At 69.6% G+C, this 24,781-nt stretch carries 23 protein-coding genes; 7 read left to right on the top strand and 16 right to left on the bottom strand.

Features of this window, described 5'->3' with window-relative positions; translation table 11 throughout:
• Positions 1-33 precede the first annotated feature (33 nt).
• From DS843_RS23785 to DS843_RS23755, 7 genes are all read right to left on the bottom strand, one after another.
• Complete coding sequence (locus DS843_RS23785) at positions 34-969, bottom strand: ribose-phosphate pyrophosphokinase (RefSeq protein WP_014199935.1); 936 nt, start codon at positions 967-969, stop codon at positions 34-36.
• A 212-nt stretch (positions 970-1,181) separates the two neighbouring features.
• Positions 1,182-1,634: a bacteriohemerythrin gene (locus DS843_RS23780; protein WP_149471317.1), complete on the bottom strand. Its 453-nt coding sequence runs from the start codon at positions 1,632-1,634 to the stop codon at positions 1,182-1,184.
• A gap of 113 nt (positions 1,635-1,747) precedes the next feature.
• The gene (gene pgeF / locus DS843_RS23775) at positions 1,748-2,515 is read right to left on the bottom strand and encodes a peptidoglycan editing factor PgeF (protein ID WP_149471316.1); all 768 of its coding nucleotides are present in this window, start codon (positions 2,513-2,515) and stop codon (positions 1,748-1,750) included.
• Between the two features lie 43 nt (positions 2,516-2,558).
• Positions 2,559-3,674: a class I SAM-dependent methyltransferase gene (locus tag DS843_RS23770; protein ID WP_149471315.1), complete on the bottom strand. Its 1,116-nt coding sequence runs from the start codon at positions 3,672-3,674 to the stop codon at positions 2,559-2,561.
• Positions 3,675-3,691: 17 nt separating this feature from the next.
• Positions 3,692-4,495 carry a prolipoprotein diacylglyceryl transferase gene (gene lgt / locus DS843_RS23765; protein ID WP_149471314.1) on the bottom strand — a complete coding sequence of 268 codons (804 nt, stop codon included), beginning with the start codon at positions 4,493-4,495 and terminating at the stop codon, positions 3,692-3,694.
• A gap of 60 nt (positions 4,496-4,555) precedes the next feature.
• Positions 4,556-5,542, bottom strand: a complete 987-nt coding sequence (gene rfaD, locus DS843_RS23760) for an ADP-glyceromanno-heptose 6-epimerase (RefSeq protein WP_149471313.1) — start codon at positions 5,540-5,542, stop codon at positions 4,556-4,558.
• 126 nt (positions 5,543-5,668) lie between these two features.
• Positions 5,669-7,381: a long-chain-fatty-acid--CoA ligase gene (locus DS843_RS23755; protein ID WP_149471312.1), complete on the bottom strand. Its 1,713-nt coding sequence runs from the start codon at positions 7,379-7,381 to the stop codon at positions 5,669-5,671.
• Between the two features lie 275 nt (positions 7,382-7,656).
• Between DS843_RS23755 and DS843_RS23750 the strand changes: the two genes are divergently transcribed.
• The 3 genes from DS843_RS23750 to DS843_RS23740 all read left to right on the top strand — a co-directional run bounded on the left by DS843_RS23750 (position 7,657) and on the right by DS843_RS23740 (position 9,738).
• Complete coding sequence (locus DS843_RS23750) at positions 7,657-8,202, top strand: cold-shock protein (protein ID WP_167525440.1); 546 nt, start codon at positions 7,657-7,659, stop codon at positions 8,200-8,202.
• Positions 8,203-8,300: 98 nt separating this feature from the next.
• The gene (locus DS843_RS23745) at positions 8,301-8,963 is read left to right on the top strand and encodes a chemotaxis protein (protein WP_149471310.1); all 663 of its coding nucleotides are present in this window, start codon (positions 8,301-8,303) and stop codon (positions 8,961-8,963) included.
• Positions 8,964-9,108: 145 nt separating this feature from the next.
• Entirely contained in the window at positions 9,109-9,738 is a 630-nt protein-coding gene (locus DS843_RS23740; RefSeq protein WP_149471309.1) for an HAD hydrolase-like protein, read from the top strand.
• A gap of 33 nt (positions 9,739-9,771) precedes the next feature.
• Here DS843_RS23740 and DS843_RS23735 read toward each other — a convergent pair whose 3' ends face one another.
• The 8 genes from DS843_RS23735 to bioF form a co-directional block, all read right to left on the bottom strand.
• Positions 9,772-10,854 carry a serine hydrolase domain-containing protein gene (locus DS843_RS23735; RefSeq protein WP_286192282.1) on the bottom strand — a complete coding sequence of 361 codons (1,083 nt, stop codon included), beginning with the start codon at positions 10,852-10,854 and terminating at the stop codon, positions 9,772-9,774.
• Between the two features lie 60 nt (positions 10,855-10,914).
• Positions 10,915-13,608 (bottom strand): pyruvate, phosphate dikinase, encoded by a 2,694-nt coding sequence (gene ppdK, locus DS843_RS23730; RefSeq protein ID WP_149471354.1) that lies wholly within the window; start codon positions 13,606-13,608, stop codon positions 10,915-10,917.
• A gap of 410 nt (positions 13,609-14,018) precedes the next feature.
• Positions 14,019-14,726, bottom strand: coding sequence for a DUF2270 domain-containing protein (locus DS843_RS23725; RefSeq protein ID WP_149471308.1), 708 nt, complete (start codon positions 14,724-14,726; stop codon positions 14,019-14,021).
• Positions 14,727-14,781: 55 nt separating this feature from the next.
• On the bottom strand, positions 14,782-15,774 hold the full coding sequence (gene bioB, locus DS843_RS23720) for a biotin synthase BioB (protein WP_149471307.1): 993 nt from the start codon (positions 15,772-15,774) through the stop codon (positions 14,782-14,784).
• Between the two features lie 27 nt (positions 15,775-15,801).
• Positions 15,802-17,106 (bottom strand): adenosylmethionine--8-amino-7-oxononanoate transaminase, encoded by a 1,305-nt coding sequence (bioA, locus tag DS843_RS23715; RefSeq protein WP_149471306.1) that lies wholly within the window; start codon positions 17,104-17,106, stop codon positions 15,802-15,804.
• A complete protein-coding gene (bioD, locus tag DS843_RS23710; protein WP_149471305.1) occupies positions 17,103-18,512 on the bottom strand; it encodes a dethiobiotin synthase in 1,410 nt (469 codons plus the stop codon). Before bioD ends, bioA begins: the two co-directional genes overlap by 4 nt.
• Entirely contained in the window at positions 18,509-19,294 is a 786-nt protein-coding gene (locus tag DS843_RS23705; RefSeq protein WP_149471304.1) for an alpha/beta fold hydrolase, read from the bottom strand. The genes bioD and DS843_RS23705 overlap by 4 nt, the downstream gene beginning before the upstream one ends.
• Positions 19,291-20,472 carry an 8-amino-7-oxononanoate synthase gene (bioF, locus tag DS843_RS23700; RefSeq protein ID WP_149471353.1) on the bottom strand — a complete coding sequence of 394 codons (1,182 nt, stop codon included), beginning with the start codon at positions 20,470-20,472 and terminating at the stop codon, positions 19,291-19,293. Before bioF ends, DS843_RS23705 begins: the two co-directional genes overlap by 4 nt.
• Positions 20,473-20,565: 93 nt before the next feature.
• Here bioF and DS843_RS23695 point away from each other — a divergent pair, with 93 nt between their 5' ends.
• Both DS843_RS23695 and DS843_RS23690 read left to right on the top strand, forming a co-directional pair.
• Positions 20,566-21,033 (top strand): GIY-YIG nuclease family protein, encoded by a 468-nt coding sequence (locus DS843_RS23695; protein WP_149471303.1) that lies wholly within the window; start codon positions 20,566-20,568, stop codon positions 21,031-21,033.
• Between the two features lie 72 nt (positions 21,034-21,105).
• Positions 21,106-22,218, top strand: coding sequence for a BMP family ABC transporter substrate-binding protein (locus DS843_RS23690; RefSeq protein ID WP_149471302.1), 1,113 nt, complete (start codon positions 21,106-21,108; stop codon positions 22,216-22,218).
• Between the two features lie 3 nt (positions 22,219-22,221).
• Here the strand turns inward: DS843_RS23690 and DS843_RS23685 are convergent, their stop codons facing one another.
• Positions 22,222-22,947, bottom strand: a complete 726-nt coding sequence (locus DS843_RS23685; RefSeq protein ID WP_149471301.1) for an RluA family pseudouridine synthase — start codon at positions 22,945-22,947, stop codon at positions 22,222-22,224.
• Positions 22,948-23,159: 212 nt separating this feature from the next.
• Here DS843_RS23685 and DS843_RS23680 point away from each other — a divergent pair, with 212 nt between their 5' ends.
• Both DS843_RS23680 and DS843_RS31895 read left to right on the top strand, forming a co-directional pair.
• Positions 23,160-23,873, top strand: coding sequence for a VWA domain-containing protein (locus DS843_RS23680; protein ID WP_149471300.1), 714 nt, complete (start codon positions 23,160-23,162; stop codon positions 23,871-23,873).
• 111 nt (positions 23,874-23,984) lie between these two features.
• A complete protein-coding gene (locus tag DS843_RS31895) occupies positions 23,985-24,716 on the top strand; it encodes a DnaJ domain-containing protein (protein WP_167525439.1) in 732 nt (243 codons plus the stop codon).
• The last annotated feature ends 65 nt before the right edge of the window (positions 24,717-24,781 follow it).

The following is a 24,781-nucleotide window of genomic DNA, read 5'->3' as shown; positions in this document are numbered from 1 at the left end:
GGAAAGGGCTTTCAGCAGGTGTTCCGGTCGCCGTTACGAGAACAGGCTCGACACCGAGCGTTCCTCGCTGATGCGGGTGATGGCATCGGCCAGCAGCGGGGCGATGGTGAGCTGGCGGATGTTGCGGGACACGCGCACGGCCTCGGTCGCCTGGATGCTGTCGGTGGTGACGAGCTGCTCCAGCGGGGACACGGCCACGCGGGCCACCGCACCGCCCGACAGAACGCCGTGGGTGCAATAGGCGTGGACCGACTTGGCGCCGGCGTCCATCAGGGCGACCGCGGCGTTGCACAGCGTGCCGCCCGAATCCACGATGTCGTCCAGCAGGATGCAGCGGCGGTTCTTGACGTCGCCGATGATGTTCATCACCTCCGACACGCCGGCGCGCTCGCGCCGCTTGTCGATGATGGCGAGGTCGGCGTCCAGACGCTTGGCCAGCGAACGGGCGCGCACCACGCCGCCGACGTCCGGCGACACCATCGTCACCTCGCCGATGTCCTCGAAGGTCGCGCGGATGTCCTTTTCGAACACCGGGGCGGCCATCAGGTTGTCAGTCGGGATGTCGAAGAAGCCCTGGATCTGGCCCGCGTGCAGGTCCATGGTCAGCACGCGGTTGGCGCCGGCCTGCGTGATGAGGTTGGCGACCAGCTTGGCCGAAATCGGCGTGCGCGGGCCGGTCTTGCGGTCCTGGCGCGCATAGCCGTAGTAGGGGAGGACCGCCGTGATGCGCCGGGCCGACCCGCGACGCAGGGCGTCGATGGTGACCAGCAGCTCCATCAGGTTGTCGTTGGCCGGGAACGACGTCGACTGGACCACGAACACGTCTTCGCCGCGCACGTTTTCCAGAATTTCGACGAACACCTCCATGTCGGAAAACCGGCGGATGCTCGCTTTGGTCAGCGGCACGCCGAGACAGGTGGAGATGGCCTCGGCCAGCGGACGGTTGCTGTTGCCGGCAAGCACCTTCATCGCAGTCGGCTCTCTCTGCAGGGAATAGGTTCCGGTGCGCCCGTCAGTCCCATGCCGACGCCGCCCCTTGAAAACGCGGCGGACCATAACAAAGGGCCGCTCCTATGTAAACGTTCCATGACGGCCGGTCCAAGACGCCGCAGCCAGCCCGCCCTGCGAATCCCGCATGGCGTGAGCGTGGCGGCAGGCGGTGGACGAAGGCCACCCGGGCGTCACCGCACCGCGAATTTCGCAAGGTACGATTTCATGGGCAGGTCGGCCTTCGCGAAGTGGTCGAAGAACCAGAATTGCAGCAGTTCGTCCGCCTTGTTCTTCACGTAACCGTAATCGAAGGCCGATTCGCCGGCATCCACCTGCCCGATGATGTCGTCCAGCAGGGCGGCCAGCCGGCGGTGCTGCGCCCGGTGCTCCTCCAGATGCGGGTAGCGCATGGAGATCTGCACCCGCTCTTCGCGAAGGAAATGCCGGGCCGAGACCCGGCGCAGCTCGTCCAGCAGGTGCAGGGCCTGCAGGCGCCCGGACTCGTCGGCCGGGAGCTGTACGAAGCGGCGGATCAGTTCGTGCTGCATCCGGTGGTCGGCGTCCAGCCCGCCGTTGTCGAGCACCATCCGTCCGCTGCGCCAGTCGCTGCGGTGCGAATCCTCCCGCTGCATATCCATCGTCATGCCGGCCTCCCCTTTCCGGAACGCCCCCTGTCGATTCCGATCTTACCCGAAATGGGTCGTATGGCAATCAGTCAGAGGTAAGAACAGTTGAGGGGGTGTGCTTCCTCTCGCGCTCAGCCTTGGAGGACGATGGCCGACAGGCCGCGCCCATAGTCCTTCTCGCCGCGCAGGCAGGACCGGCGGTAGCTGAAGAAGCGGTCCTCCTCGACCACCGTGTCGTTCGGGCAGCGCTGGATGATCTCCACCCCGGCATCGCCCAGCCGGCGGGTGACGTAGCCGGCGAGATCGAACAGGAAATGCTCCGGCCGGCGGGCCGGGGCGAAATAGTCGCGGTTGCGCGGGTCTTCCGACAGGAAGGGGGCGGGGAACTCCGGCCCGACCTCGTAGGAGCGCTGGGCGATGCAGGGGCCGATGGCGGCGACGATGCGGCTCCGCTTGGCGCCCAGCTCCTCCATGCGGGCGATGGTCGCCTCCAGCACGCCGCCCTTGGCGCCCTTCCAGCCGGCGTGGGCCGCGCCGATCACGCGGGACTTCTCGTCGGCGAACAGCACCGGCGCGCAGTCGGCGGTCAGGATGCCCAGCGCGATGCCCGGACGGTCGGTCGCCATGGCGTCGGCGTGGGGCGCCTGATCCGGCGTCCAGGGCTCGGTGACGGCGACGCAGGTCGGGCTGTGCACCTGATAGCAGGTGACCAGTCGTTCCGGCGGCACGTCCAGCCGGGCGGCGGCACGCGCGCGGTTCTCCGCCACCGCGGCCGGCGCGTCCCCGGACCCGAAGCCGACGTTCAGCGAGGCGTACAGCCCCGTGGACACGCCGCCGGTTCGGGTGAAGAAGGCGTGTCGGATGTGTGTGATGTCGTTCAGCGCGCCAAGCGTAATCACGAACCCGTCCCTTTGCTGTCGCGGTCTCTTTGTTGTGATGCTTTCAAGGACTCTCGAAGCCCGCCGGGCTTCCCAAGCCAGGGGAGGCGAGCGCCAGAGCCTTGAAGAGGGTGCCCATTCGGTCCGGCGCGATCAAGCGGGCCAGCGCCGCGTCGATGTCGGCGGCCTGCTTCGCCGTGGCGCTGCGCTTCAGCGCGGCGGCGCGCGGCTCGATGCCCAGCCGGACCAGCCAGTCGCCCTGGTCGACCGGGCCGAAGCTCTCCGCCCCGCCGTCGCGCGCGGCGGTGGCGATGGCGGCGAAGTCCACATGCGCGGTCAGGTCGGCCTCGCCCGGCGCCTCCAGCACCGGGGCGTAGGCGTGGCGGCGCAGCGCCTGGAGCGTGTCGCCGACCGCCGGCCCGCCGCGGTAGCCGTAGTCGATCACCAGCGCCGCGCCGGGATGGGCGGCCAGCCGCTCCCCGATCAGCCGGGCCACCGCCTGGGAGGCGGGGGAGACCTCGACCACGCTGCCCTCCGGCGCGTCGCGCAGGGCCGGCGGGATCAGGCGGGCGCCGGCGCTGCCGAAGGCCTCCAGAACGAAACGGAAGCGCGGCTCGTCGGCGGAGGAGGCCGGGTCCAGGTCGATCAGCCGCTCGAACCAGCCGTGGTTGGTCTTCTGCACCTGCCGGATGGGCAGGGCGTCGAAGAATTCGTTGGCGAGGATCAGGGTGGGGCCTTCGGGAACGTCCTCCAGCCGGTCGTGCCACAGGACGGGAACGCCGGTCAGGGTTTCCCGCTGGCGGGCGCGCAGGGTCGGGCTGGTCTCTACCAGATGGACCTGTGCCGCCTCGCGGAAGGCCGGAACCACCGCGGCGGCGCGCAGGGCGTCCTGCATCAGCGTGCCGCGGCCCGGCCCAAGCTCCACCAGATGGAAGGGAGCGGGGCCGCCCAGCCGCGCCCAGGTGTCGACGCACCACAGCCCGGCCAGCTCGCCGAACATCTGGCTGATTTCCGGGGCGGTGGTGAAGTCGCCGGACACGCCGAAGGGGTCCTGGCGCATGTAGTAGCCGAAACGCGGGTGGCCCAGCGCCTCCGCCATGAAGGCGGCGACCGACAGTGGCCCGTCCATCAGGATGCGGCGGGCGAGGTGATGGGCGAGGCTGTCCGGGGCGTCACTCATGGCGGGGCCTCCCAGGTTCAGGCGGCGGCGGGGCGGCGGGCCTGGGCGACCAGCCAGACGCCGAACAGCACCATCGGCACCGACAGAAGCTGGCCCATGGTCGCCCCGGCGTACAGGAAGCCGAGCTGCGGGTCGGGCTCGCGGAAGAACTCCGCGACGATGCGCGACAGGCCGTAGCCGATGAAGAAGACGCCCGCCGTCATGCCGGGCCGCCCGCGCACGCCGGGCATCCGCACCAGGATGGCGAGCAGGACGAACAGAACCGCTCCCTCCAGCACGGCTTCATAGAGCTGGCTGGGGTGACGCGGCACTTGGATCGGGTCGCGCGGAAACACCACCGCCCAGGAGACGTCCGGCGCCGGACGGCCATAGAGCTCGCCGTTGATGAAGTTGGCGATGCGGCCGAAGAACAACCCGATCGGGGCTGCCGCGGCGATCAGGTCGCCGAAGGCCAGCGGCGACAGGCCCCGCTTCCAGCAGAACAGCAGGATCGCGCCCAGGACGCCGATCAGCCCGCCGTGGAAGGACATGCCGCCATGCCAGACCATCAGCGCGTCCAGCGGATTCTGGAGGTAGAAGGGCAGGTTGTAGAACAGCACGTAACCGATGCGCCCGCCCAGGATGACGCCCACCACGGCCCAGGTCAGGAAGTCGTCGTAATCCTCCGCCGAGGGGCGGCCCGGGTTGCCGCGGGCCAGCGCCAGACAGTAGCGCCAGCCCAGCACGAAGCCCGCCAGATAGGCCAGCGCGTACCAGCGGATGACGATCGGCCCGAGTTCGAACGCCACGGGGTCGATGGCGGGGAAGGCGATGGCGAGCATGCGCGGCGGGTGCCTTATGTTGTTTGTGCGTTTCCCCCATCGGTGGGGGAGGCGGGACCGTCAGCGGTAGGGGTCGGGCTGCGACAGGAAATCCTGAACGTAGCGGCGCACGCCCTCCTCCAGCTCGGTGAAGGGCCGGTCGAACCCGGCGGCGCGCAGGCGGTCGGTCCGGGCCTCGGTGAAATACTGGTACTTGCCCTGGAGCGCTTCGGGCATGTCGAAATACTCCACGCGCGGCTCCAGCCCCAGCGCGGCGAAGGTGGCGAGCGCCAGATCCTTGAAGCTGCGGGCCTTGCCGGTGCCGACGTTGAACAGGCCGCTGACCTGCGGGTTGTCGTACAGCCACAGCATCACGGCCACGCAGTCGTCCACGTAGATGAAGTCGCGGAACTGCCCGCCGTCCTCGAAATCCGGGCGGTGCGACTTGAAGAGGCGCGCCGGTTCGCCGGCCATGAGCCGGGGGTGCAGCTTGGCGACGACGCTCATCATGTCGTCCTTGTGCCGCTCGTTCGGGCCATAGACGTTAAAGAACTTCAGCCCGGCCCATTGCGGCGGGATGATGTCGCCCTCCGCCACCACGCGGGCGACGCGGCGGTCGATCAGGTGCTTGGACCAGCCGTAGGCGTTCAGCGGGCGCAGGCCCGCCAGCGCCTCCGGCGACCCGTCGTCGTCGAAGCCGGCGGAGCCGTCGCCGTAGGTCGCGGCGGAGGAGGCGTAGATCAGCCGCGCGCCCCGCCAGGAGCACCAGCGCCACAGGTCCAGGGTCAGCGCCACGTTGTTGGCGACGATCTTGTCCACGTCGCGCTCCGTCGTCGCCGAGATGGCGCCGAGGTGGAAGATCACGTCGATCTCCGCGGCGTGCTGGTCGAGGAAGGCCAACGCGTTCTCCGGCGCGACGAGGGTGGCGAGTTCCCGCTTGGCGAGATTCTGCCACTTCTCCCCATCGCCGAAGCGGTCGATCACCGCGACGTTGGTGATCCCGCGCGCGGCCAGGGCCGCCACGAGGTTCGAGCCGATGAAACCGGCCCCACCGGTGACCACGATCATGCGCTTTTCCTTGCCGCCGGACCGAAAGAAAGGACGAGCGTCCTTATAGGGTCCGGGGGGCGGGGCCGCAAGGTGGGGTGGGGCGTATGGCCGCCTTGCGGCTCTGGAGGATGCGGCCCCGAAAGGTCACGCCGTTCCTTTCGTGCCTTTCCGCCGCGCCTCCTCCTCGTCCAGCAGGGCCTTGCGGGACAGCTTGCCGATCATGGTCTTGGGCAGTTCGCCGCGGAACTCGACCACCTTCGGCATCTCGATGGGGGAGAGCTTGTCCTTCAGGAAGTCGATCAGTTCGTCCCGCGTCAGGGTCTTGCCGTCATCGACGCGGATGTAGGCCTTCACCGTCTGGCCGCGGTACTCGTCGGGCAGGCCGGCGACCACGCATTCGGCCACGGCGGGGTGCAGGTAGATCGCCTCCTCCACGTTGCGCGGGTAGACGTTGAAGCCGCTGCACAGGATCATGTCCTTGATGCGGTCCACGATGTGGGTGTAGCCGTCCTCGTCCATATAGCCGACGTCGCCGGTGTGCAGACGCCCGTCCACCAGGGTCAGGGCGGTTTCGGACGGCTTGTTCCAGTAGCCCTTCATCACCTGCGGGCCGCGGATGCAGACCTCGCCCTTCTCGCCGATGGGGAGGACGCGGCGCGGCTCCTCCAGGCTGACGATCTCGATCAGGGTGGCAGGCAGGGGCAAGCCGATGGACCCTGCCTTGTTCATGCCGGTGATCGGATTGGCCGTGGCGACCGGCGAGGATTCGGACAGGCCGTAGCCCTCCACCAGCACGCAGCCGGTGTTCCGCTCGAACGCCTCCTTCACCTCGACCGGCAGCGGGGCGCCGCCCGACAGGCAATAGCGGATCGAGGAGAGGTCGTATTTCTCCAGATGCCTGTGGTGGTTGATCGCCGTGTAGATGGTCGGCACCGCGGGGAACAGCGTCGGTTTCTTGGCGTGGATGGTTTCCATCACCTGATCCAGCTCGAAGCGGGGGAGCATCACGATCTCCGCCCCGATGCGGATGCTGAAGTTCATCACTACCGTCATGGCGAAGACGTGGAAGAAGGGCAGCACGCCCAGCATCCGCTCCTGCCCCTGCCGCGCGCCGACGAACCACAGGGCGCACTGCTCGGAATTGGCGTAGAGGTTGGCGTGGGTCAGCATGGCGCCCTTCGGCACGCCGGTGGTGCCGCCGGTGTATTGCAGAACCGCCACGTCCTCCGCCGGGTCGATGGCGACCGGCTTCGGGTTGCCGTCGTTGGCGACCAGCCGGCGGAAGGACAGGTGGCGGTCGTCCGCGGGGATGCGCGCGACCTCCGCCCGCTTCACGATGGGGAACAGCCAATTCTTGGGGAAGGGCAGGATGTCGGCCATCGGGCAGATCACCAGCCGCTTCAGCCCCGATTCGGCCAGCATGCGCTCCATCTTGCCGTAGAGCACCTTCAGGTCCAGCGTGACCATCAGTTCCACGCCGCTGTCGGTGATCTGGTGGTGCAGTTCCCGCTCCGCATAGAGGGGGTTGAAGTTCACCACCGTGCCACCGGCCTTCAGGATCGCGAAATAGCAGATCACGAAATAGGGCGTGTTCGGCAGGAACAGCCCGACGCGCACCCCCTTGCCGACTCCGATCGACTGGAAACCGCGGGCGGCGCGGTCCACCATCCGGGCGACCTCCGCGTAGGTCGAGCGCTTGCCCATGAAATCCAGGAAGGGACGCTCCGCGAAACGCGCCGCCGCATCTTCCAGCAAAGCGGTCAGCGGTTTGACCGGAATCGGCGCGTTCCAGTCCACATCGGGCGGATAGCCCAGGGTCCAGGTCTGGTCCGGCAGGCTGCGGGCCGCTTCACCCATGATCGTTCTCCCTCCCTCTGTTCGGCCTTGGCGCCTGTTTGGCTGCTTCTCCGGCCTTTGGAGCATTGTAGCCCTTTTTGTAACCCGTCATCCGGAGAAATGGTCCTTGGAGCGGGGGCGTGACCAGAGGGGCGCAGCCTATGTGACGAAAAAATTACCCTGGAGTCCCTATTTTCTGTGTGGCTAAATGAACGCCCGGCGAATGATCCGGCGATGCCGGGCGGCGCCGGTTCCGTTTCACCGCGCGTGGCGCCTTGACCGAAAGGTTCGGACCCTTGCCTTCAACCGATTCGCAGTCCGGCGGCGTTCCGGCCGCTCCCTTTTCCGGTGAGGGCCTTCAGCTCCGTGCCCTGGTCAAATGGTTCGATGCCGCCAAGGGCTTCGGCTTCGTGGCGGCGCAGGACGGGACTCGGGAAGGGATGGGCGACGCCTTCCTGCACATCGCCGTCCTCAACCGCGCCGGACTGCATGAGATTGGCGACGGGGCGGAGCTTCTGTGCCGGGTCGTTCCGGGAGCCAAGGGGCCTCAGGTGGCCGACATCCTGGATGTGCTGAGCGCGGGGACCCCCGCCGCCGCCCGCGCGCCCCGCCGCGACGTGGCTCCCGGCCCGGAGGAGGAGGTGACGGGCACGGTGAAATGGTTCAAGCCGGACCAGGGCTTCGGCTTCGTCACCGCGGACGATGGGGCCAAGGACGTCTTCGTCCACAAGAGCGTCCTGCGTCGCTGCAACCTCACGGGCCTGGACTCCGGCCAGCGGGTGCTGCTGCGGGTGCGCGCCGCGCCCAAGGGGCGGGAGGCGTCCTGGGTCGTGCCGCTGTGACGCGGCGGGCGATGGCGGGTGATACGGATCTGTTGTATTTTCCTTAAGTGCCATGGGTTACCGTGGCGTGAGCTTCCGCCCCATCCAGGCTGACGACGATGCCCCTGTCCGGACCGTTCCATTTCCAGACCTCCGCAGGGTTCGACCGGCGCGGCGCGGGGAGCGACGGGCTGCGCTCGGACGGCAGCTACCTCGACCGCGAGTTCGGAGCCTATGTGGTGCCGGTGGTCCTGGGCCATCACCGCATCTCCAGCCGTGGCGACGACATGCTGGTGACCACGCTCGGGTCCTGCGTCGCCGCCTGCATCAACGATCCGGTGGCGCGGGTCGGCGGCATGAACCATTTCCTGCTGCCCGGCTCCCCCTCCGGCGGCGATGGGTTCGGGGTCGCCACCCGCTACGGCAGCGTGGCGATGGAGCGGCTCATCAACGACCTGCTGGAGCGCGGCGCCCGGCGCGAGCGGATGGAGGTCAAGCTGTTCGGCGCCGCCCGCGTCATCGACACCAGCCTGGACGTCGGCGCCGCCAACGCCGCCTTCGCGCTGGAGTACGTGCGGCGGGAAGGGCTGGCGCTGGCCGTTCAGGATCTGGGCGGGGACAAGGGCCGGCGCGTCCATTTCTTTCCGGCCACCGGGCGGGCCTTCCGCCGTCTGCTGCGCCCCGAGACGGAGCGGGAGACGGTGCATCAGGAGATGGACTATCTCCAGGCGCTGAAGCGCACCCCCGTGGAGGGGGAGATGGAGCTGTTCGACCGGCGCTGACGGACTCTACCGGCAATACGGCCAGCACTTTCTCAGCCGCGCGACGAGCGTCTTGGCGTTGCTCGGCAGGCACCGTACAGTGACTTCGGCGGGCGCTCCTTCCTGAGCAATTCCGGCCGCCGCCCAAACACAACACGATAGTCTTATGGGTTATAAGCTCGCAATTTTCGACTTCGACGGAACGCTGGCCGACAGTGCAGACTGGCTGAAAGGCGTGTTCAATCAGGTTGCTGACCGATACGGTTTCAAACAGATCAGCGATGAGGACTTCAATGTCCTTCGAGGCCGCGACAACCGCACCATCATCCGCCATCTCGGCGTGCCGGCCTGGAAAATGCCGTTCATTGCGAATCATATGCGGAAACTGGCCGGGCGTGACGCCTCAATCATTCCTTTGTTCGATGGTTCGGCCGAACTGCTGCGTGCGCTGCGCGAGAGCGGTGTAACAATCGCAATCGTGAGCTCGAATTCCGAGGAGAACATTCGGAAAATACTTGGGCCAGACAACGCGTGTTTGGTCCATCACTATGAATGTGGCGCATCGATATTTGGAAAGGCATCCAAATTCCGCCGCGTTCTGAGACGGGCCGGTGTTGTTCCGAATGACGCCATCGCCATCGGCGATGAGACCCGCGACATCGAAGCCGCCATGCAGGCCAACATCGCTGCGGGAGCGGTGGCATGGGGTTACGCGACACCAGAACTGCTGAAATCCCGTTTCCCCGCACATATGTTTGATACAATGGACGATATCGCCGCGACTCTCCTGCCCTGACACGCCGGCCATCTCCCCGCCCGATTCCCGGGATCATCCCCTCAGGATTTCAGCGGCTTCCACCGTCATCCATTCGGCCTGATCGTTGTCCTCGCCGTCGGTGAAGAGGGCGACGGTCAGCGGCTCCTCTCCCGGTCCGCGCGCGGGGAAGTGATAGGCGCAGGCCGACCCGCCCGGCCCGCCTCCGGTGTGGCCCCAATAGGGTCCCGCCTGTCCGTCCCGCTCCACCATCAGGCCGAGGCCGTAACCCGGCTCCACCCAGGGGCGCCCGCGCATGGTCCCCGGCACCGGGAAGGACTCGTGCATGCGCGCCGCCAAGGCGGTGGGCAGCAGGCCGCCCGCGAAGAGGCCGTGCAGAACCTCGGCAATGTCCTGTGCCGCCGCGGCCACCACGCCATGGGCGACCCAGCCGGGATGGTAGAGCGCCGCCACGTCGGCGGGCGGGCCGTCCTTGCCGCCGAGATAGGGGCTGGGGCCGCTCCACAGGCCGGACAGGTCGCCGCGAACGGTGGGCACCGACCAGCCGGTCAGGCCCAGCGGGCCGAACAACTCGCGCTCCAGAGCCTGGGCGAAGGGCAGGTCGGACGCCCGCTCCAGCACCCGCTTCGCCAGCAGATAGCCGATGTTGGAGTAGGAGAATTCCTGCCCCGGCGGGGCGAACAGGTCGGCGGCGCGGCAGCGCTCCAGGAAGCCGTCCTCGCTCCAGGGCTCCTCCCCCGCCCGGACGGCGGCGTGATAGGCGGGACTGCCGCCGTAATTGCGCAGGCCTGCGCGGTGGGCCAGAAGCCGGGCCAGGGTGATGCGGTCCGCCGGGGGGAAATCCGGCAGCCAGCGGTCCAGCGGGGCGTCGGGGTCGATCAGGCCGCACCCGCACAGCCGCAGCAGGGCGGCGGCGGTCAGGGTCTTGGTGACGCTGTAGACCAGGAAGCGGGCCGTGACGGGCGGAGGCGCCATGCCGCCGCGGGCGAGGCCGGCGGTCCAGGCCCTTCGCCCCGAACGGACCGCCACCACCGCCGCGCGGGCCGAGGCGGGGCCTTCGCCTTCGTCGAGACAGGCGGTGAGGCGGTCGGTCAGCCGACCGGCGAGTCCGGCCGGAAGGGCGGCGTCAGTGTCCACGGAAACCACATCCCAGAAAAAGCGAAGGCCCCCGGGGTGGGGGGCCTTCACGTCGTCGGGTCAGTCGCGCTTCACCGTGTCGGCGTCCAGCGCCGCCTGGGCGGCGGCGAGACGGGCGATCGGAACGCGGTAGGGCGAACAGGACACGTAATCCAGCCCGACCTTCTCGCAGAAGGAGATGGAGGCCGGATCGCCGCCATGCTCGCCGCAGATGCCGAGCTTGATGTTCGGACGGACCTTGCGGCCGCGCTCCGTGGCGATGGCGATCAGCTCGCCCACGCCGTCCTGGTCCAGAGTCTGGAACGGGTCGTGCTCCAGGATGCCCTGACGCTGATACTCCGGCAGGAAGGCGCCGGCGTCGTCGCGCGACAGGCCGAAGGTCGTCTGGGTCAGGTCGTTCGTGCCGTAGGAGAAGAACTCCGCCGTCTCCGCGATCTCACCGGCCTTCAGGGCGGCGCGCGGCAGCTCGATCATGGTGCCGACCATGTATTCGAAGCGGACGCCGGTCGAATCCATGACCTCCTTGGCGACGCGGTCCACGACGGCCTTGAGGATGTCCAGCTCCTTCTTGGTGCCGATGAGCGGGATCATGACCTCCGGCATCACCGTCTCGCCCGTGGTCTTGGAGACCTCGGCGACCGCGCTGAAGATGGCGCGGGCCTGCATCTCGTAGATCTCGGGGTAGGTGATTCCCAGGCGGCAGCCGCGATGGCCGAGCATCGGGTTCGCCTCGTGGAGCTGCACCACGCGGTGGTTCACCCGGAGCTGATCGGTGCCGGTGGCCTTGGCGACCTCCGCCATCTCCGCCTCGGTGTTGGGCAGGAACTCGTGCAGCGGCGGGTCGAGCAGGCGGATGGTCACCGGCAGGCCCGACATGATGGTGAACAGCTCGACGAAGTCCTTCTTCTGGAAGGGCTCCAGCTTCGCCAGGGCGGCGCGGCGGCCGGCCTCGCTCTCCGCCAGGATCATCTCGCGCACCGCCAGGATGCGGTCCGGGTCGAAGAACATGTGCTCGGTGCGCGACAGGCCGATGCCCTCCGCGCCGAACTTGCGCGCGGTGCGGGCGTCCAGCGGGGTTTCCGCGTTGGTGCGGATCTTCATGCGGCGCAGCGAGTCGGCCCAGCCCATCAGCGTGGCGAAGTCGCCCGACAGTTCCGGCTGGATCGTCGGCACCTCGCCCAGCATCACCTCGCCGGTCGAGCCGTCGATGGTGACGATGTCGCCTTCCTTGATGGTGACGCCGCGAACCGACATGGTCTTGGACTTGTAGTCCACGCGCAGGTCGCCGGCGCCCGACACGCAGGCGCGGCCCATGCCGCGGGCCACCACGGCGGCGTGGCTGGTCATGCCGCCGCGGGTGGTCAGGATGCCGCGGGCGGCGTGCATGCCGTGGATGTCCTCCGGCGAGGTCTCGACGCGGCAGAGGATGACCGCCTCACCCTGGCCGGCCAGAGTCTCCGCCTCGTCGGCGGTGAAGACGACCTTGCCCGAGGCCGCACCCGGCGACGCCGGCAGGCCCTTGGCGATGACCTTGCGCTCCGCCTTCGGGTCCAGCGTCGGGTGGAGAAGCTGGTCGAGCGAGGCCGGATCGATGCGGCGCACGGCCTCGGCCTTGTCGATCAGCCCTTCGTCGGCCAGATCGACGGCGATCTTCAGCGCCGCCGGGGCGGTGCGCTTGCCGTTGCGGGTCTGCAGCATGAACAGCTTGTTCTGCTGGACCGTGAACTCGATGTCCTGCATGTCGCGGTAGTGCTTCTCCAGCGTGAGGCGGACCTCGTTGAGCTGGTTGAAGACCTCCGGCATGACCTCTTCCATGGCGGGGAGGTCGGACTTGTTGGCCTCCTTGCCGGCGATGGTCAGGTGCTGCGGCGTGCGGATGCCGGCCACCACGTCCTCGCCCTGGGCGTTGACGAGGTATTCGCCGTAGAAGGCGTTCTCACCGGTGGACGGGTTGCGGGTGAAGGCCACGCCGGTGGCGCAGTCGTTGCCCATGTTGCCGAACACCATGCACTGCACGTTGACGGCGGTGCCCCAATCGGCGGGGATGTCGTGCAGCTTGCGGTAGGTGATGGCGCGGGCGTTCATCCAGGAGCCGAACACGGCGCCGACGGCGCCCCATAGCTGCTCCTGCACGTCCTGCGGGAAGGGCTTGCCGAGTTCGTGCTCGACGGCCTTCTTGTAGTCCTCGATCACGGCCTGCCAGTCGGCGGCGCTCAGGTCGGTGTCGAGGTTGTGGTTCTTGTCGCGCTTGTGGTTGTCCAGGATTTCCTCGAAATGGTGGTGGTCGACGTCGAGCACCACGTTCGAGTACATCTGGATGAAGCGGCGGTAGCTGTCGTAGGCGAACCGGGCGTCGCCCGAGCGCTTGGCGAGGCCGGCGGCGGTCGCGTCGTTCAGGCCGAGATTCAGCACCGTGTCCATCATGCCCGGCATGGAGGCGCGGGCGCCGGAGCGCACCGAGACCAGCAGCGGGTTGGCCGGATCGCCGAAGGTGGCGCCCATGGCCTGCTCCAGCCGCTTCACCGCGCCTTCCACCTGGGCCTTCAGCTCCGGCGGATAATTGCGGCCGTTGGCATAGAAATAGGTGCAGACCTCGGTCGTGATGGTGAAACCCGGAGGAACCGGGAGGCCCAGATTGGCCATCTCGGCCAGATTGGCTCCCTTGCCGCCGAGCAGGTTCTTCATGTCAGCCCGGCCTTCGGTGGCATCGGCACCGAAGCAGTAAACCCACTTGTTCTCGCCCTGGCTCGCCATCGTGAAATCCTCGTTCACCTCTATGGTCGTCCGGCCGTCGGTCGTGCGGGGAACCGGGGAAGGTCCGTCCTGCGAACGGGTGTCCTTCTGGTATGACCGCGCAACCGCATCCGATGGTGCACCTTCTATCCCCCCGCGGAAGGAGAACACAAGACGATCCGTTGCATAGCGTGAGCGCGACGGTGCTGATCCCATTTATGCCACGGCGCGCAAAAGGGGCAGGCCGGACGGTTGGGGTGCTGCTAAGGGGTTGATAAACCCCCTCTCCCGCCCCGGGAGAGGGTGCCCGCGAAGCGGGCGGGTGAGGGTAAAGCCGAGGATCAAATTGCTGATTCTTGTCGGGACCCTCACCCTCCCGCCGCTTTGCGGCGGGTCCCTCCCTCTCCCGGGGCGGGAGAGGGGGTGGGGTTTCAAGGACCGCGCGCCAGATCCAGCACGGCGTCGGTGGGCGGCGGGGGCGGGCGTTCGCGGTCGGCGCCGCGGCGGCTGCGGTAGGTGCGGAAGGCGATGGCCATCCAGGTGCCGTGGAAGGCGAGGCCGCAGAGCAGGACGATCTCCCCCGGCACCGGCCCGATGGTTGCCCGCGCGAACAGTTCCTCCAGGCTCGACAGCGGGACCGGGTGGATCATCAGCTTGCCCAGATAGGCCACCACCTGGATCAGGAAGATCCAGCCGTAGTTCCGCCGCAGCCGGCGGCCCACCGCTTCCAGGTAGGTGATGTGCAGGTTGGGATGCTGGTAATCCTGGAACAGCGTCTCGTTCCAGCCCTTGGCGAACTGGTCGCCCTGGCCGCGCAGGATGGGGCCGAGAAAGTACAGCTCCAGCACATGGGCGCGGATTCGCCAGAAGTCGAAGAAGCGGTAGCGCCGTGCCTCGATGTAGAGGAACACGGCGACCAGAAGACCCACCAGCACCAGCGGCAGGGGGGAAGCGGTGGCGCTGCTGAAGGTCAGCGACAGGGCGATGCCGGTGGTGACGACCGCCCAGTTGGTGGTGGCGTCCAGCCGGGTGCGCCAGACGGTGCTTCGGTAGATCTCGGCCCTGTAGAGATGGGACAGGGCCGTGACCTCGGCGGATGTGTAGTGGGTCTTTGGTGCTTTGGCGGCGATCTCGTCCATGCTCGGCGTCCTCCCCCTGGCTTTTCTTGGCACAGGGGCCGGGGACGCCGGCGCGTCAGTGGGCGCCGCCGTCGGCCTCCAGCCCCAGCCGGTCGAACAGCCGCCGGTCGGCCTCATGCTCCGGGTTGCCGGTGGTCAGCAGCTTGTCCCCATAGAAGATGGAGTTCGCGCCGGCATAGAAACAGAGCGCTTGTCCCTCGTCGCTGAGCGAGCGGCGGCCCGCCGACAGGCGGACGTAGGAGCGCGGCATCAGGATGCGGGCCACCGCGATGGTGCGGATGAACTCGAAGGCGTCCAGCGCGTCCACGCCGCCCAGCGGGGTGCCCGCGACCGACACCAGCTTGTTGATCGGCACGCTTTCCGGCTGCGGCGACAGGTTCGCCAGCGTCTCCAGCAGGCCGGCGCGGTCCACGCGGCTCTCCCCCAGCCCGACGATGCCGCCGGAGCAGACCTTCAGCCCGGCGTCGCGGACGTTGGCCAGCGTGTCCAGCCGGTCGCGGTAGCTGTGGGTGGAGACGATCTGCTCGTAGAACTCCTCCGACGTGTCGAGGTTGTGGTTGTAGTAGTCGAGCCCCGCATCCTTCAGCGCGTCTGCCTGCGGGCGGGTCAGCATGCCCAGCGTCATGCAGGCTTCCAGCCCCAGGTCCTTCACGTCGCGGACGATGTTGGCGATCTTCTCGACGTCGCGGTCCTTCAACTCCCGCCACGCGGCCCCCATGCAGAAGCGGCCCGCACCCGCCTGTTTGGCCTTCTCCGCGGCGGCGCGCACCTGGGCGCGGTCCAGCAGCTTCTCCGCCGCGAGGCCGGTGTCGTACTTCACGCTCTGCGCGCAGTACTTGCAATCCTCCTGACAGCCGCCGGTCTTGATGTTCATCAGGGTGGAGAGCTGGACCTTGTTGGGGTCGTGGAACTGCCGGTGCGTCTCGTGGGCGCGGTGCAGCAGTTCCATGAAGGGCAGCTCGAACAGGGCCAGGATGTCCTCGCGGGTCCAGCGCCGGGCGGTGGAGGAAGCGGCGGAGTCCGCGGTCTGCATGGCGGTGTCGGGCATGGTCGGTCCTTGGCTCAGGAAAGCAGATCAGAGAAGGGTGTCGGCGGCGTCGCGGATCGCGGTGTAGGCGCGGTCCAATTGTCCGTCCGTCACGCAATAGGGCGGCAGCAGGTATATCACGGGGCCGAGCGGGCGCAGCAGCAATCCCCGGTCCAGGAAGAAGCGCTTCAGCGTCTGCCCGACCGCGGCGGTGTAGCCCTGCGCGTCGGTCACCTCGATGGCGGCGATGGTGCCCATGACGCGCCCGCGCGACAGCTTCGGGTGGCCGGACAGCTCGGCGATGGCGGCGCGGTGCCGCTCCTCGATGCGCGCGAGGTTCGCGGCGGTCTCCGCCGAGCTGGTCAGGTCGAGCGAGGCCAGCGCGGCCGCGCAGCCCAGCGGGTTGGCGGTGAAGCTGTGGCCGTGGGCGAAGGCCCGGTCGAAACCGGCGCCCTTGAACGCCTCGTAGACCGCCTCGCCGCAGGCTGTGACGGACAGCGGGAGGAAGCCGCCGGTCAGCCCCTTGGACAGGCAGATCAGGTCCGGCGCCACCCCGGCCTTTTGGCTGGCGAACAGGGCGCCGGTGCGGCCGAAGCCGGTCATCACCTCGTCGAAGATCACCAGCGCGCCCGCCGCCCGCACCCGCGCGGCCATGGCCCGCAGGAACTCCGGACGGCAGAAGCGCATGCCCGCCGCACCCTGGACCAGCGGTTCGATGATGACGGCGACCATCTCCGTCCCGTTGGCGGCCAGCCAGCGGTCGAGCCAGTCCAGCGCCGCGGCCTCCTTCGCTTCGACCTCCGGGTCGTTGTCCCAGGTGGCGGGGTAGGGCATGCGGTCCACGGCGAAGAGAAGCTCGTGGAACGGCTCGTAGAAGCCGGAGCCGACACCTGCCGCCATGGCGCCGAAGGTGTCGCCGTGATAGCTGCCCTCGAAGGCCAGGAAGCGGCGGCGCTGGCCCTCGCCCTTGTTGCGCCAATACTGCCAGGCGAGCTTCAGCGCCACCTCCACCGCGGTCGAACCGTTGTCGGAGAAGAAGACGCGGTCGAGGTCCCCGGGCAGCACCTCGGCCAGCCGGGCGGCGAGGCGGGCGGCGGGGGCGTGGGTGAAGTCGGCGAAGATCACCTGCTCCAGCCTGTGGGCCTGTTCCGCGATGGCCCCGGCGATGGCCGGATGGGCGTGGCCGTGCAGGTTCACCCACCAGGAGGAGATGAGGTCCAGGATCTCCCGCCCATCCTCGGTGAACAGGCTGACCCCCTCGCCGCGGGTGACGGCCAGCGGTTCCGGTGCGGTCTGCGCCTGGGTGAAGGGGTGCCAGACGTGGCGGCGATCCAGGGCGATGGTGTCGGTCATGGAAACACGCTGTCGAAGGAAGGAATGAGGGATGCCGCCTCGGCGACGGATTCGGCGTCGATGCGGTCGAGCGTGGGGATCTCGGCCAGCACGCGGACCTTGCCGAACCGTTCGATGGCGGCGCGGTTGCCGGGGTTGGGCGGGCCGTTCAGCACCACCCCGGCCACCGCCAGCCCGCGCGCCCGCAACGCCTCCAGGCTGAGCAGCGTGTGGTTGATGGTGCCCAGCGTGCTGCGCGCCACCAGCACCACCGGCAGGCCGAAGCGGGCGATCAGGTCGATGATGAAGACGTCCTCCGTCACCGGCACCATCAGCCCGCCGGCCCCCTCCACCACCAGCGGGCGGTCGGTGTCGGGCGGGGCGAGGGCGTCGGCGTCAATGGTGACGCCCTCCAGCTCCGCCGCGGCCAGCGGGGCCAGCGGCTCGGCCAGCGCGTAGGCGGGCGGGTGGACGCGCTCCGGGGGCAGGGCGGCGAGGGCCGCGACGGTGGGGGTGTCGCCCGGCTCGTCCTTCAGGCCGGTTTGCAGAGGCTTCCAATAGGCGGCGTCCCAGGCCCGCGCGAGGCAGGCGGACACCAGCGTCTTGCCGACGCCCGTGTCGGTGCCGGTGACGAAGACACCCTTGGGGCGGGGGCCGTCCTTGCGGAACAGGCCGTAGGCGATGTGGTGGGTCATGGTCAGTCCTTCCGGCTGTGCCAGCCGGCGCAGCACGCGGCGCAGGGTGCCCGGCGGCAGAGGGCGGCGGCCCTCCGCCGGCAGATGGGCGCCGATGCCCTTCAGTTCGGCCAGGAACTCCAGCCCGTCGGCGTGGCGGCGGAGCAGCCGCTCCTCCTCCACCGATCCGGTGCCTCCGGCGGGCCACAGCCGGTCGAGGTCGTGGCGTGTGGGATAGGCGGGCACCCCGGCCTCCAGCCCCAGCGCGCGGTGGGCCTCCCGCCACTCCCGGAAGCTGTCGGCGGCGAGCGTGGCGACGGCGATGCGGCCACCCGGCGCCAGCAGCCCGGCCCAGCGCGCCAAAGCGGCTGCGGGATCACGGAACCATTGCAGGGCGAGGCTGGAAACGATGAGGTCGAAGGGGCCATCGAGGCCCGGTGCTTCCCCGTCCACAATCCGGAATTCGGAATCGCCCGGATCGCCCAGCGCCGCGCGGCAGCGCGCCAGCATGTCCGGCGACAGATCGGTGAACAGCCACTCCGCCGGGCCGATCCTCTCGCGCAGGGCGCGGCTGAGGAAGCCGGTCCCGCAGCCGATCTCCAGCACGCGCGGGCGGTGCGGCAGGGGCAGGCGGGCCACCCGCTCCGCCAGACGCTCCGCCGCGATGCGCTGCACGGCGGCGTGGTCCTCGTAGCGGTTGGCGGCCTTGCCGAAGGCGGCGGCGATGGCGGCCTTGCGCGGGTCGGCGCTCATCGTGACAGCCCGGCGGCGAAGGCGGCGATCCGCTCCGCGCACCAATCCGGTGCCGTCAGCGGCAGCAGATGCCCGCCATCGGGGTGCCATACGGTGTCGATTCCGCGAAACGCCTGTTCGGTCATGGCCGGCGGCACGATGGGGTCCTGCGCACCCGCCAGGGCCAGCGCCGGGCCGGTCAGCGCCGCGCGGGCGTCCCAGTCGCGCAAGGCCCGCAACGCCTCGCCCAGCCGGGCCGGTTGCAGCCCTTCGGGCGGTGGGGCCTCGCAGCCGCAGCGGCGCAGGAAGTCCGCGGCGACCGCCTCCGGCGCGGCGTCGAAGCGTGCGATCATGCGGTCCAGCACCCGGCGCGGCGTGGCCGGGGCGAAGGCGTCGCCCTCGGTGAAGCGGGGGAAGCCGTTGACCAGCACCAGCCCGTCCCAGGCGAAGGGCCGCTCGTGCAGCAGCCACAGCGCCCCGAAGGAATGACCGACTGCGACGATGGGGCGGGAGCGAGGCCATGGCGTTTGAGTGCCCCTCTCCCGCCCCGGGAGAGGGAGGGGCCCGCCGCCCGGCGGCGGGAGGGTGAGGGTACCGCCGAGGATCGGTGCCTTGATCCTCGCAAGACCCTCACCCGCCCGCTCCGCGGGCACCCTCTCCCGGGGCGGGAGAGGGATAAGAGGACCGTAGAAGCCCAGGTCGACCGCCACGCTCTCCGCCTCCGGCAGGGACGCGCGCACACCGTCCCAGACGCCGGGACCGAAGCCCCAGCCATGGACGAGGACGAACAGCGGCCCGGTCATCGCGGGCTCCAGGCATCGGCCACCGCACCCGCCAACGCCTCCAGGTCGGCGTCCGTGTGGGCGGCGGACAGGGCGAAGCGCAGGCGGCTGGTGCCGGGCGGAACGGTCGGCGGACGGATGGCGATGCCCAGGATGCCGCGCTCCTCCAGCCGCCGGCTGAGAGCCAGAGCATCCTCTTCCGCCCCGGTGATGGCGGGGACGATCTGCGTGCTCGACCCGCCCGTGTTCATTCCCAGCCCGTGGAAGGCGGTGCGCAGCCGCTCCGCCATGGCCTGGAGCCGGGCGCGCTCCGCGTCCAGCGTCGGCACGAGGTCGAGCGCCGCGTCCATCGCCCCCAGCACGGCGGGCGGCAGTGCCGTGGCGTAGATCAGCCCGCCGCAGCGGTTCACCAGATAGTCGCAGAGCGCCCTCGACCCCGCCACATAGGCGCCGAAGCCGCCCAGCGCCTTGCTGAAGGTGCCCATGGCGAGGTCCACGCGCCCATTGCCCAGCGCCGCCAGCCCCATCCCGCGCGGGCCGAGCACGCCGGTCGCGTGCGCCTCGTCCAGGAACAGGAAGGCGCCGTGCCGCTCGGCCAGCGCGGCCAGCGCGGGCACGTCGGCGCGGTCGCCGTCCATGCTGAAGACGCTCTCCGTCACGATGAAGCGCGTCCCCGGCTCCCCCGCGCGCTGGGCCAGCAGGCTGTCCAGATGGTCGAGGTCGTTGTGGCGGAAGCGGATCTGCCGCACCCCGGCGGCGGCGCAGCCGTGATGCAGGCTGGCGTGGTTCAACCGGTCGGTGAAGACCAGCGCGTCCCCGCCCAGAAGCTCCCGGTCGAACAGGGCGGGCAGGACGGCGGCGTTGGCCTGCCAGCCGGAATTGAACAGCAGCGCCGCCTCCGTCCCCTTCAGGCGGGCGAGCTTCGTCTCCACCTCCGCATGAAGCTCCAGCGTGCCGCAGACGAGGCGCGACGCCGTGGACCCCGCCCCCCAGCGCCGCGCCCAGCCGCAGGCGCGCTCCACCAGCAGCGGGTGGGACGCGAGGCCGAGGTAATCGTTGCTGGAGAAGTTCAGCAGGGTCCGCCCGGCGCGCCGGATGCGCCCCGCCCCCTCCGGACGGACGGGCAGCAGCGCGCGGCGCGTGTGACGCCGGTCGAGGCGGTCGAGATGCCGGAGGAACAGCGGGTCGAGCAGAGACATGATCCGGGCGTGATAGCAGAGCGCGCCGCTGGGGCGAAAGGCCGGAATCATGCGGGTGCCCACACGGCCCCAAGGGCGTAGAGTGGCGGGACCATGCTTTCCGATCCGCAATTCCACGCTCCTCACTTCCATGACGGCCCCGACAGCCTGCCGCCCGTCCCCGGCGCCTACGTCCTGCTGATCGCGCTGGACCGGGACCTGACCGTCTGCCTGCCGGGAAAGCCCGAAACGGTGCTGGCGCCGGGCCGCTACCTCTATTGCGGCAGCGCGCGGGGGCCGGGGGGCCTGCGGGCGCGGGTGGGCCGCCATTTCCGCCGCGCCAAGACGGAGCGCTGGCACATCGACCGCTTGACCGGCGCCGGGCGGATGCTGGGCGCCTGGACCGTTCCGGGCGGCCACGAATGCGCGCTGGTCGCGGCGCTGTCCGGCCTTCCCGTGCCGCTTCCCGGCTTCGGCAGCAGCGATTGCCGCCATTGCGCCAGCCACCTCCTGGGTTGGCCGGACGGTGCTCCGTTGCCGCTTCCGTTCCCGCTCCCGGGGGCGGTTTCCGGGCGGTTCTGACCGGAATTGAGGGGAATTGTTTGGTTTGACCACGATCCGAAGGGTATAGTCCCCCGTCATCGGGAGGCGGGCATGAAGACATCGACCCACAACCGCCGGGCTGTCCTCCGATCCTTCGGGGCGGCGGCCATGCTTCTGACGGCGCCCCAGGCGCTGGGGCAGGCGGCTGCGCCGTCTTTCGGCGTCGGCGTCCTCTATTGCGGCGACCGTACGGATTTCGGCTTCAACCAGGCCCATGCGGAGGCCGCCCACGCGCTGGCCGGCCTGCCGGGGCTGCGGCTGGAGGAGCGGGAGAACGCCGCGGGCACGCTGGCCGCCATGGCGGAGGAGCTGGTGGGTCCCCAGGGCTGCCGGGTCGTCATCGTCACCGCCGCCGGGGATGCCCTGCCGGGGCTGCTGGCCCAGGCCGACGCCCACCGCGACACGGTGTTCCTGTTCTCCGGCGCGCCGCTGGACCGCGACCGCCTGCCGGTCAACACCGGCTTCTTCGAAGGCTATCTGGACGAGGCGCAGCACATTTCCGGCATCGTCGCCGGCTACGCCAGCCGGGCGAAGACCATCGGCCTCGTCGCCTCGCACCCCGCCCCGGATGTTCTGCGCTGCGTGAACGCCTTCGCCCTGGGTGCCCGGCGCGCCGATTCCGCCACCGCGCTGCGCGTCGCCTTCGTGGGCGAAGCAGCCACCCCGCAGCAGATTGCCGAAGCCGCCCGCGCCCTGGCCGAGGGCGGGGCCGACGTACTCGCCGCTCAGCTCGACGGCGCGCGCCCGGTCTGCGAGGTGGCGGAGGCGCACGGCCTGATGTGCTGCGGTCTGCACACCGACCTCTCCGCCTTCGCGCCGCAGGGCTTCCTGACCGGAGCCGAATGGGCGTGGGAGAGGGCCTACGCCGAGACCGTTTCGCTGATCGCCGCGGGAAAGCCGTGGCAGCATCTGCGCCAGGGCGGCTTCGACCAGGGCTTCGTCCGCAACACCGCCTACGGCCCGGCGGTGGGGGTGGAGGCGCGGGCGCACGCGGACGCCGCGCGCATGCAGCTCGCCAACGGCAACTCCGCCGTCTTCCGCGGGCCGATCCAGGACAACACCGGACGGACGGTGGTCGCCAAGGGCAAGGCCCTGCGCGGCAACGACGCGGAGCTTGGCCGCATGGTCTGGCTGGCCGAGGGTGTTACCGAAGTCGGGCGCTGAGTCCTACCAGTCCGGTTCCCCGGTCCAGCCGCAGGCGGCCAGCGCGTCCCGCATGTGCGGCGGGGCCGGGGCCGTGGCGGTGACCGGCGGGCGGTCGAAGGCCATGGTGAAGGTGACCGACCGCGCCAGCAGATGCAGGTTTCCCGGCGGCACGCGCACCGGGCCGTAATAGGGTTCTCCCACCAGGGGGCATCCGATGGCCGCGCTGTGGACGCGAAGCTGATGGGTGCGCCCGGTGCGCGGCTTCAGCTCCAGCCACGCCCGCCCGCCGCCGTCTTCCCCCTTGCCGGTGCCCAGCACCCGGTAATGGGTGACGGCGGGCTGGCCCGTGGGGTGCGTCACGATGTTCCAGGCGCCGGGGATCAGCAGCTTCAGCAGCGGGTGGTCGATGACGCCCTCCGCCTCCTCCGGGACGCCTTCGCTGACCGCCCAATAGGTCTTCTCCACATGGCCGGCGGCGAACATGTCGCCCAGCCGCTTCAGCGCCCGCAGCGACCGCCCGAGCACGAGGCAGCCCGCCGTGTCGCGGTCCAGCCGGTGGGCCAGCCGCGGCGGCGTGCCGTCCGCCTCCGCCAGGAAGGGCAGGTAGAGATCCAGATGGTCGGTGATCCGCCCGGCCTTGTGCACGGCCAGCCCGGCGGGTTTGTCGATGATGAAGACGTCCTCGTCCTCGTGCAGGATTCGGGCGCGCAGCGTGGCGGGGGTGAGGGTCATACCGGCGTCGCTCATGGCCGCCACCCAAGCACGGCGCGGACGGAGGGGCAAGCCCGGCGGCTGTTTTGCGCCGCGGAACCAACGCCGCGCATGGCCTGTTGCCCGGAAGGCGTCAGCCGCAAAGCGGTCTGGACCGGCTCCATCTGAACCAACTCCACATCTGGACCAACTCCACAAGGCCGCCCATCTTCTTGAATGGACAGTCACGCCGCGAAGGGGAACGGGCGATGGGGGAACGCGATCATCTGCCGGCGCAGCAGCGGTCCTCGCAGACCGAGGTGGATGACTTCCTGCGCCGCGTGGCGGCGTTGCCGCGGGCGGCGGGGGGGCCGCGCGGGCGGCTGATGTTCGCCATGGACGCCACCGCCAGCCGGGAGCCCACCTGGGACCGCGCCTGCCAGATCCAGGGGGAGATGTTCCAGGCCACCGCCGGGCTCGGCGGGCTGGACATCCAGCTCGTCTACTACCGCGGATTCCGGGAATGCCAGGCCAGCCCGTGGGTCGGCAATTCGCAGGACCTTCTGCGGCGGATGACCGCGGTGTCCTGCATGGCCGGTCAGACGCAGATCGGGCGCGTGCTGGGGCACTGCATCAAGCAGACGCGGGACCGCAAGGTCAACGCGCTGGTCTTCGTCGGCGATTGCATGGAGGAGGACATCGACCAGCTCGCCCATCAGGCGGGACAATTGGGGCTTCTCGGCGTGCCGGTCTTCATCTTCCACGAGCGCGGGGACCTGATCGCCAAGCGCGCCTTCCAGACCATCGCCCGGCTGAGCGGAGGGGCCTATTGCCCGTTCGACGGCTCGTCCGCCCAGCAGTTGAAGGATCTGCTGAGCGCGGTCGCCGTCTACGCGGCGGGCGGGCGGCCGGCGCTGGAGGATTACAGCCGCGGTCGGGGCGACGCGGTGCGGCTGCTCACCAGCCAGGTCGGGCATGGCTAGGCCGTCCGGAACGGTTGGCCGGCGCGGTCGGCCAGGACGAGGCGGAGCGGGACGCGGAGGCCGTTCCCATGCATCATAGCGCGGATTTTTGAAACCATGGGGCAGAGCGGGATGTTTGGGTACTTTCTCCTGGGCATCGCGCTGGTGGCCGGGTTCGCCATGCTGACCCGCGTTTTCCTGTCCGCCGATCCGCGCGCGTTGGCCAGCGCGGTGCGCTACGGTGGAGTCGCGCTGGCCGTCGTGACGGTCGTCGTCCTGACCCTGACCGGGCGGCTGGGCACCGCCATGATGCTGGGAGCGCTGGCTTTTCCGCTGCTCACCCGCTGGCGGACGCTGCGCGACGCCTTGCGCCCTTCGCCCCGCGGCCCCGCAGGCGGGCAGACCTCCCGGATCGAGACGCTGTATCTGCGCATGACGCTGCATCACGACACCGGCGCCATGACGGGGGAGGTGCTGCACGGCTCCTGGCGCGGGCGGACGCTGGAGTCGTTGACCCCGGACCAACTGAGGGTGCTGCTCGGCGACTGCCGGCGCGACGACCCGCAATCGGCCTCCGTGCTGGAAGCGTGGCTGGACCGCACCCATCCCGACTGGCAGGCGGACCGGGACGAAACCGCCGATCGGGAAGGCTCATCGCAGTCCGGTGGCGGCGGTGCTCCTGGCGGCGGTGCCATGACCCGCGAAGAGGCCTATGAGATTCTGGGGCTGTCGCCCGGAGCCACACCCGAACAGGTAAAGGACGCACACCGACGGCTGATGATGAAAGTGCACCCAGATCATGGGGGGTCCACCTATTTGGCGGCCAAGATCAACCAAGCGAAGGATTTGCTGCTTCGCAACTAACCTTTTGCCGGGTTACGGAAGGGGAGTTGCGTCACCGAATCGACTGTGGCAGAAAGCTGGACGAG

It is taken from the genome of Roseomonas genomospecies 6 (assembly GCF_008365375.1).
GTDB lineage: Bacteria > Pseudomonadota > Alphaproteobacteria > Azospirillales > Azospirillaceae > Azospirillum.
Note: the sequence above shows the minus strand (reverse complement) of the source record. Positions and strands in the feature narration are given on the sequence as shown.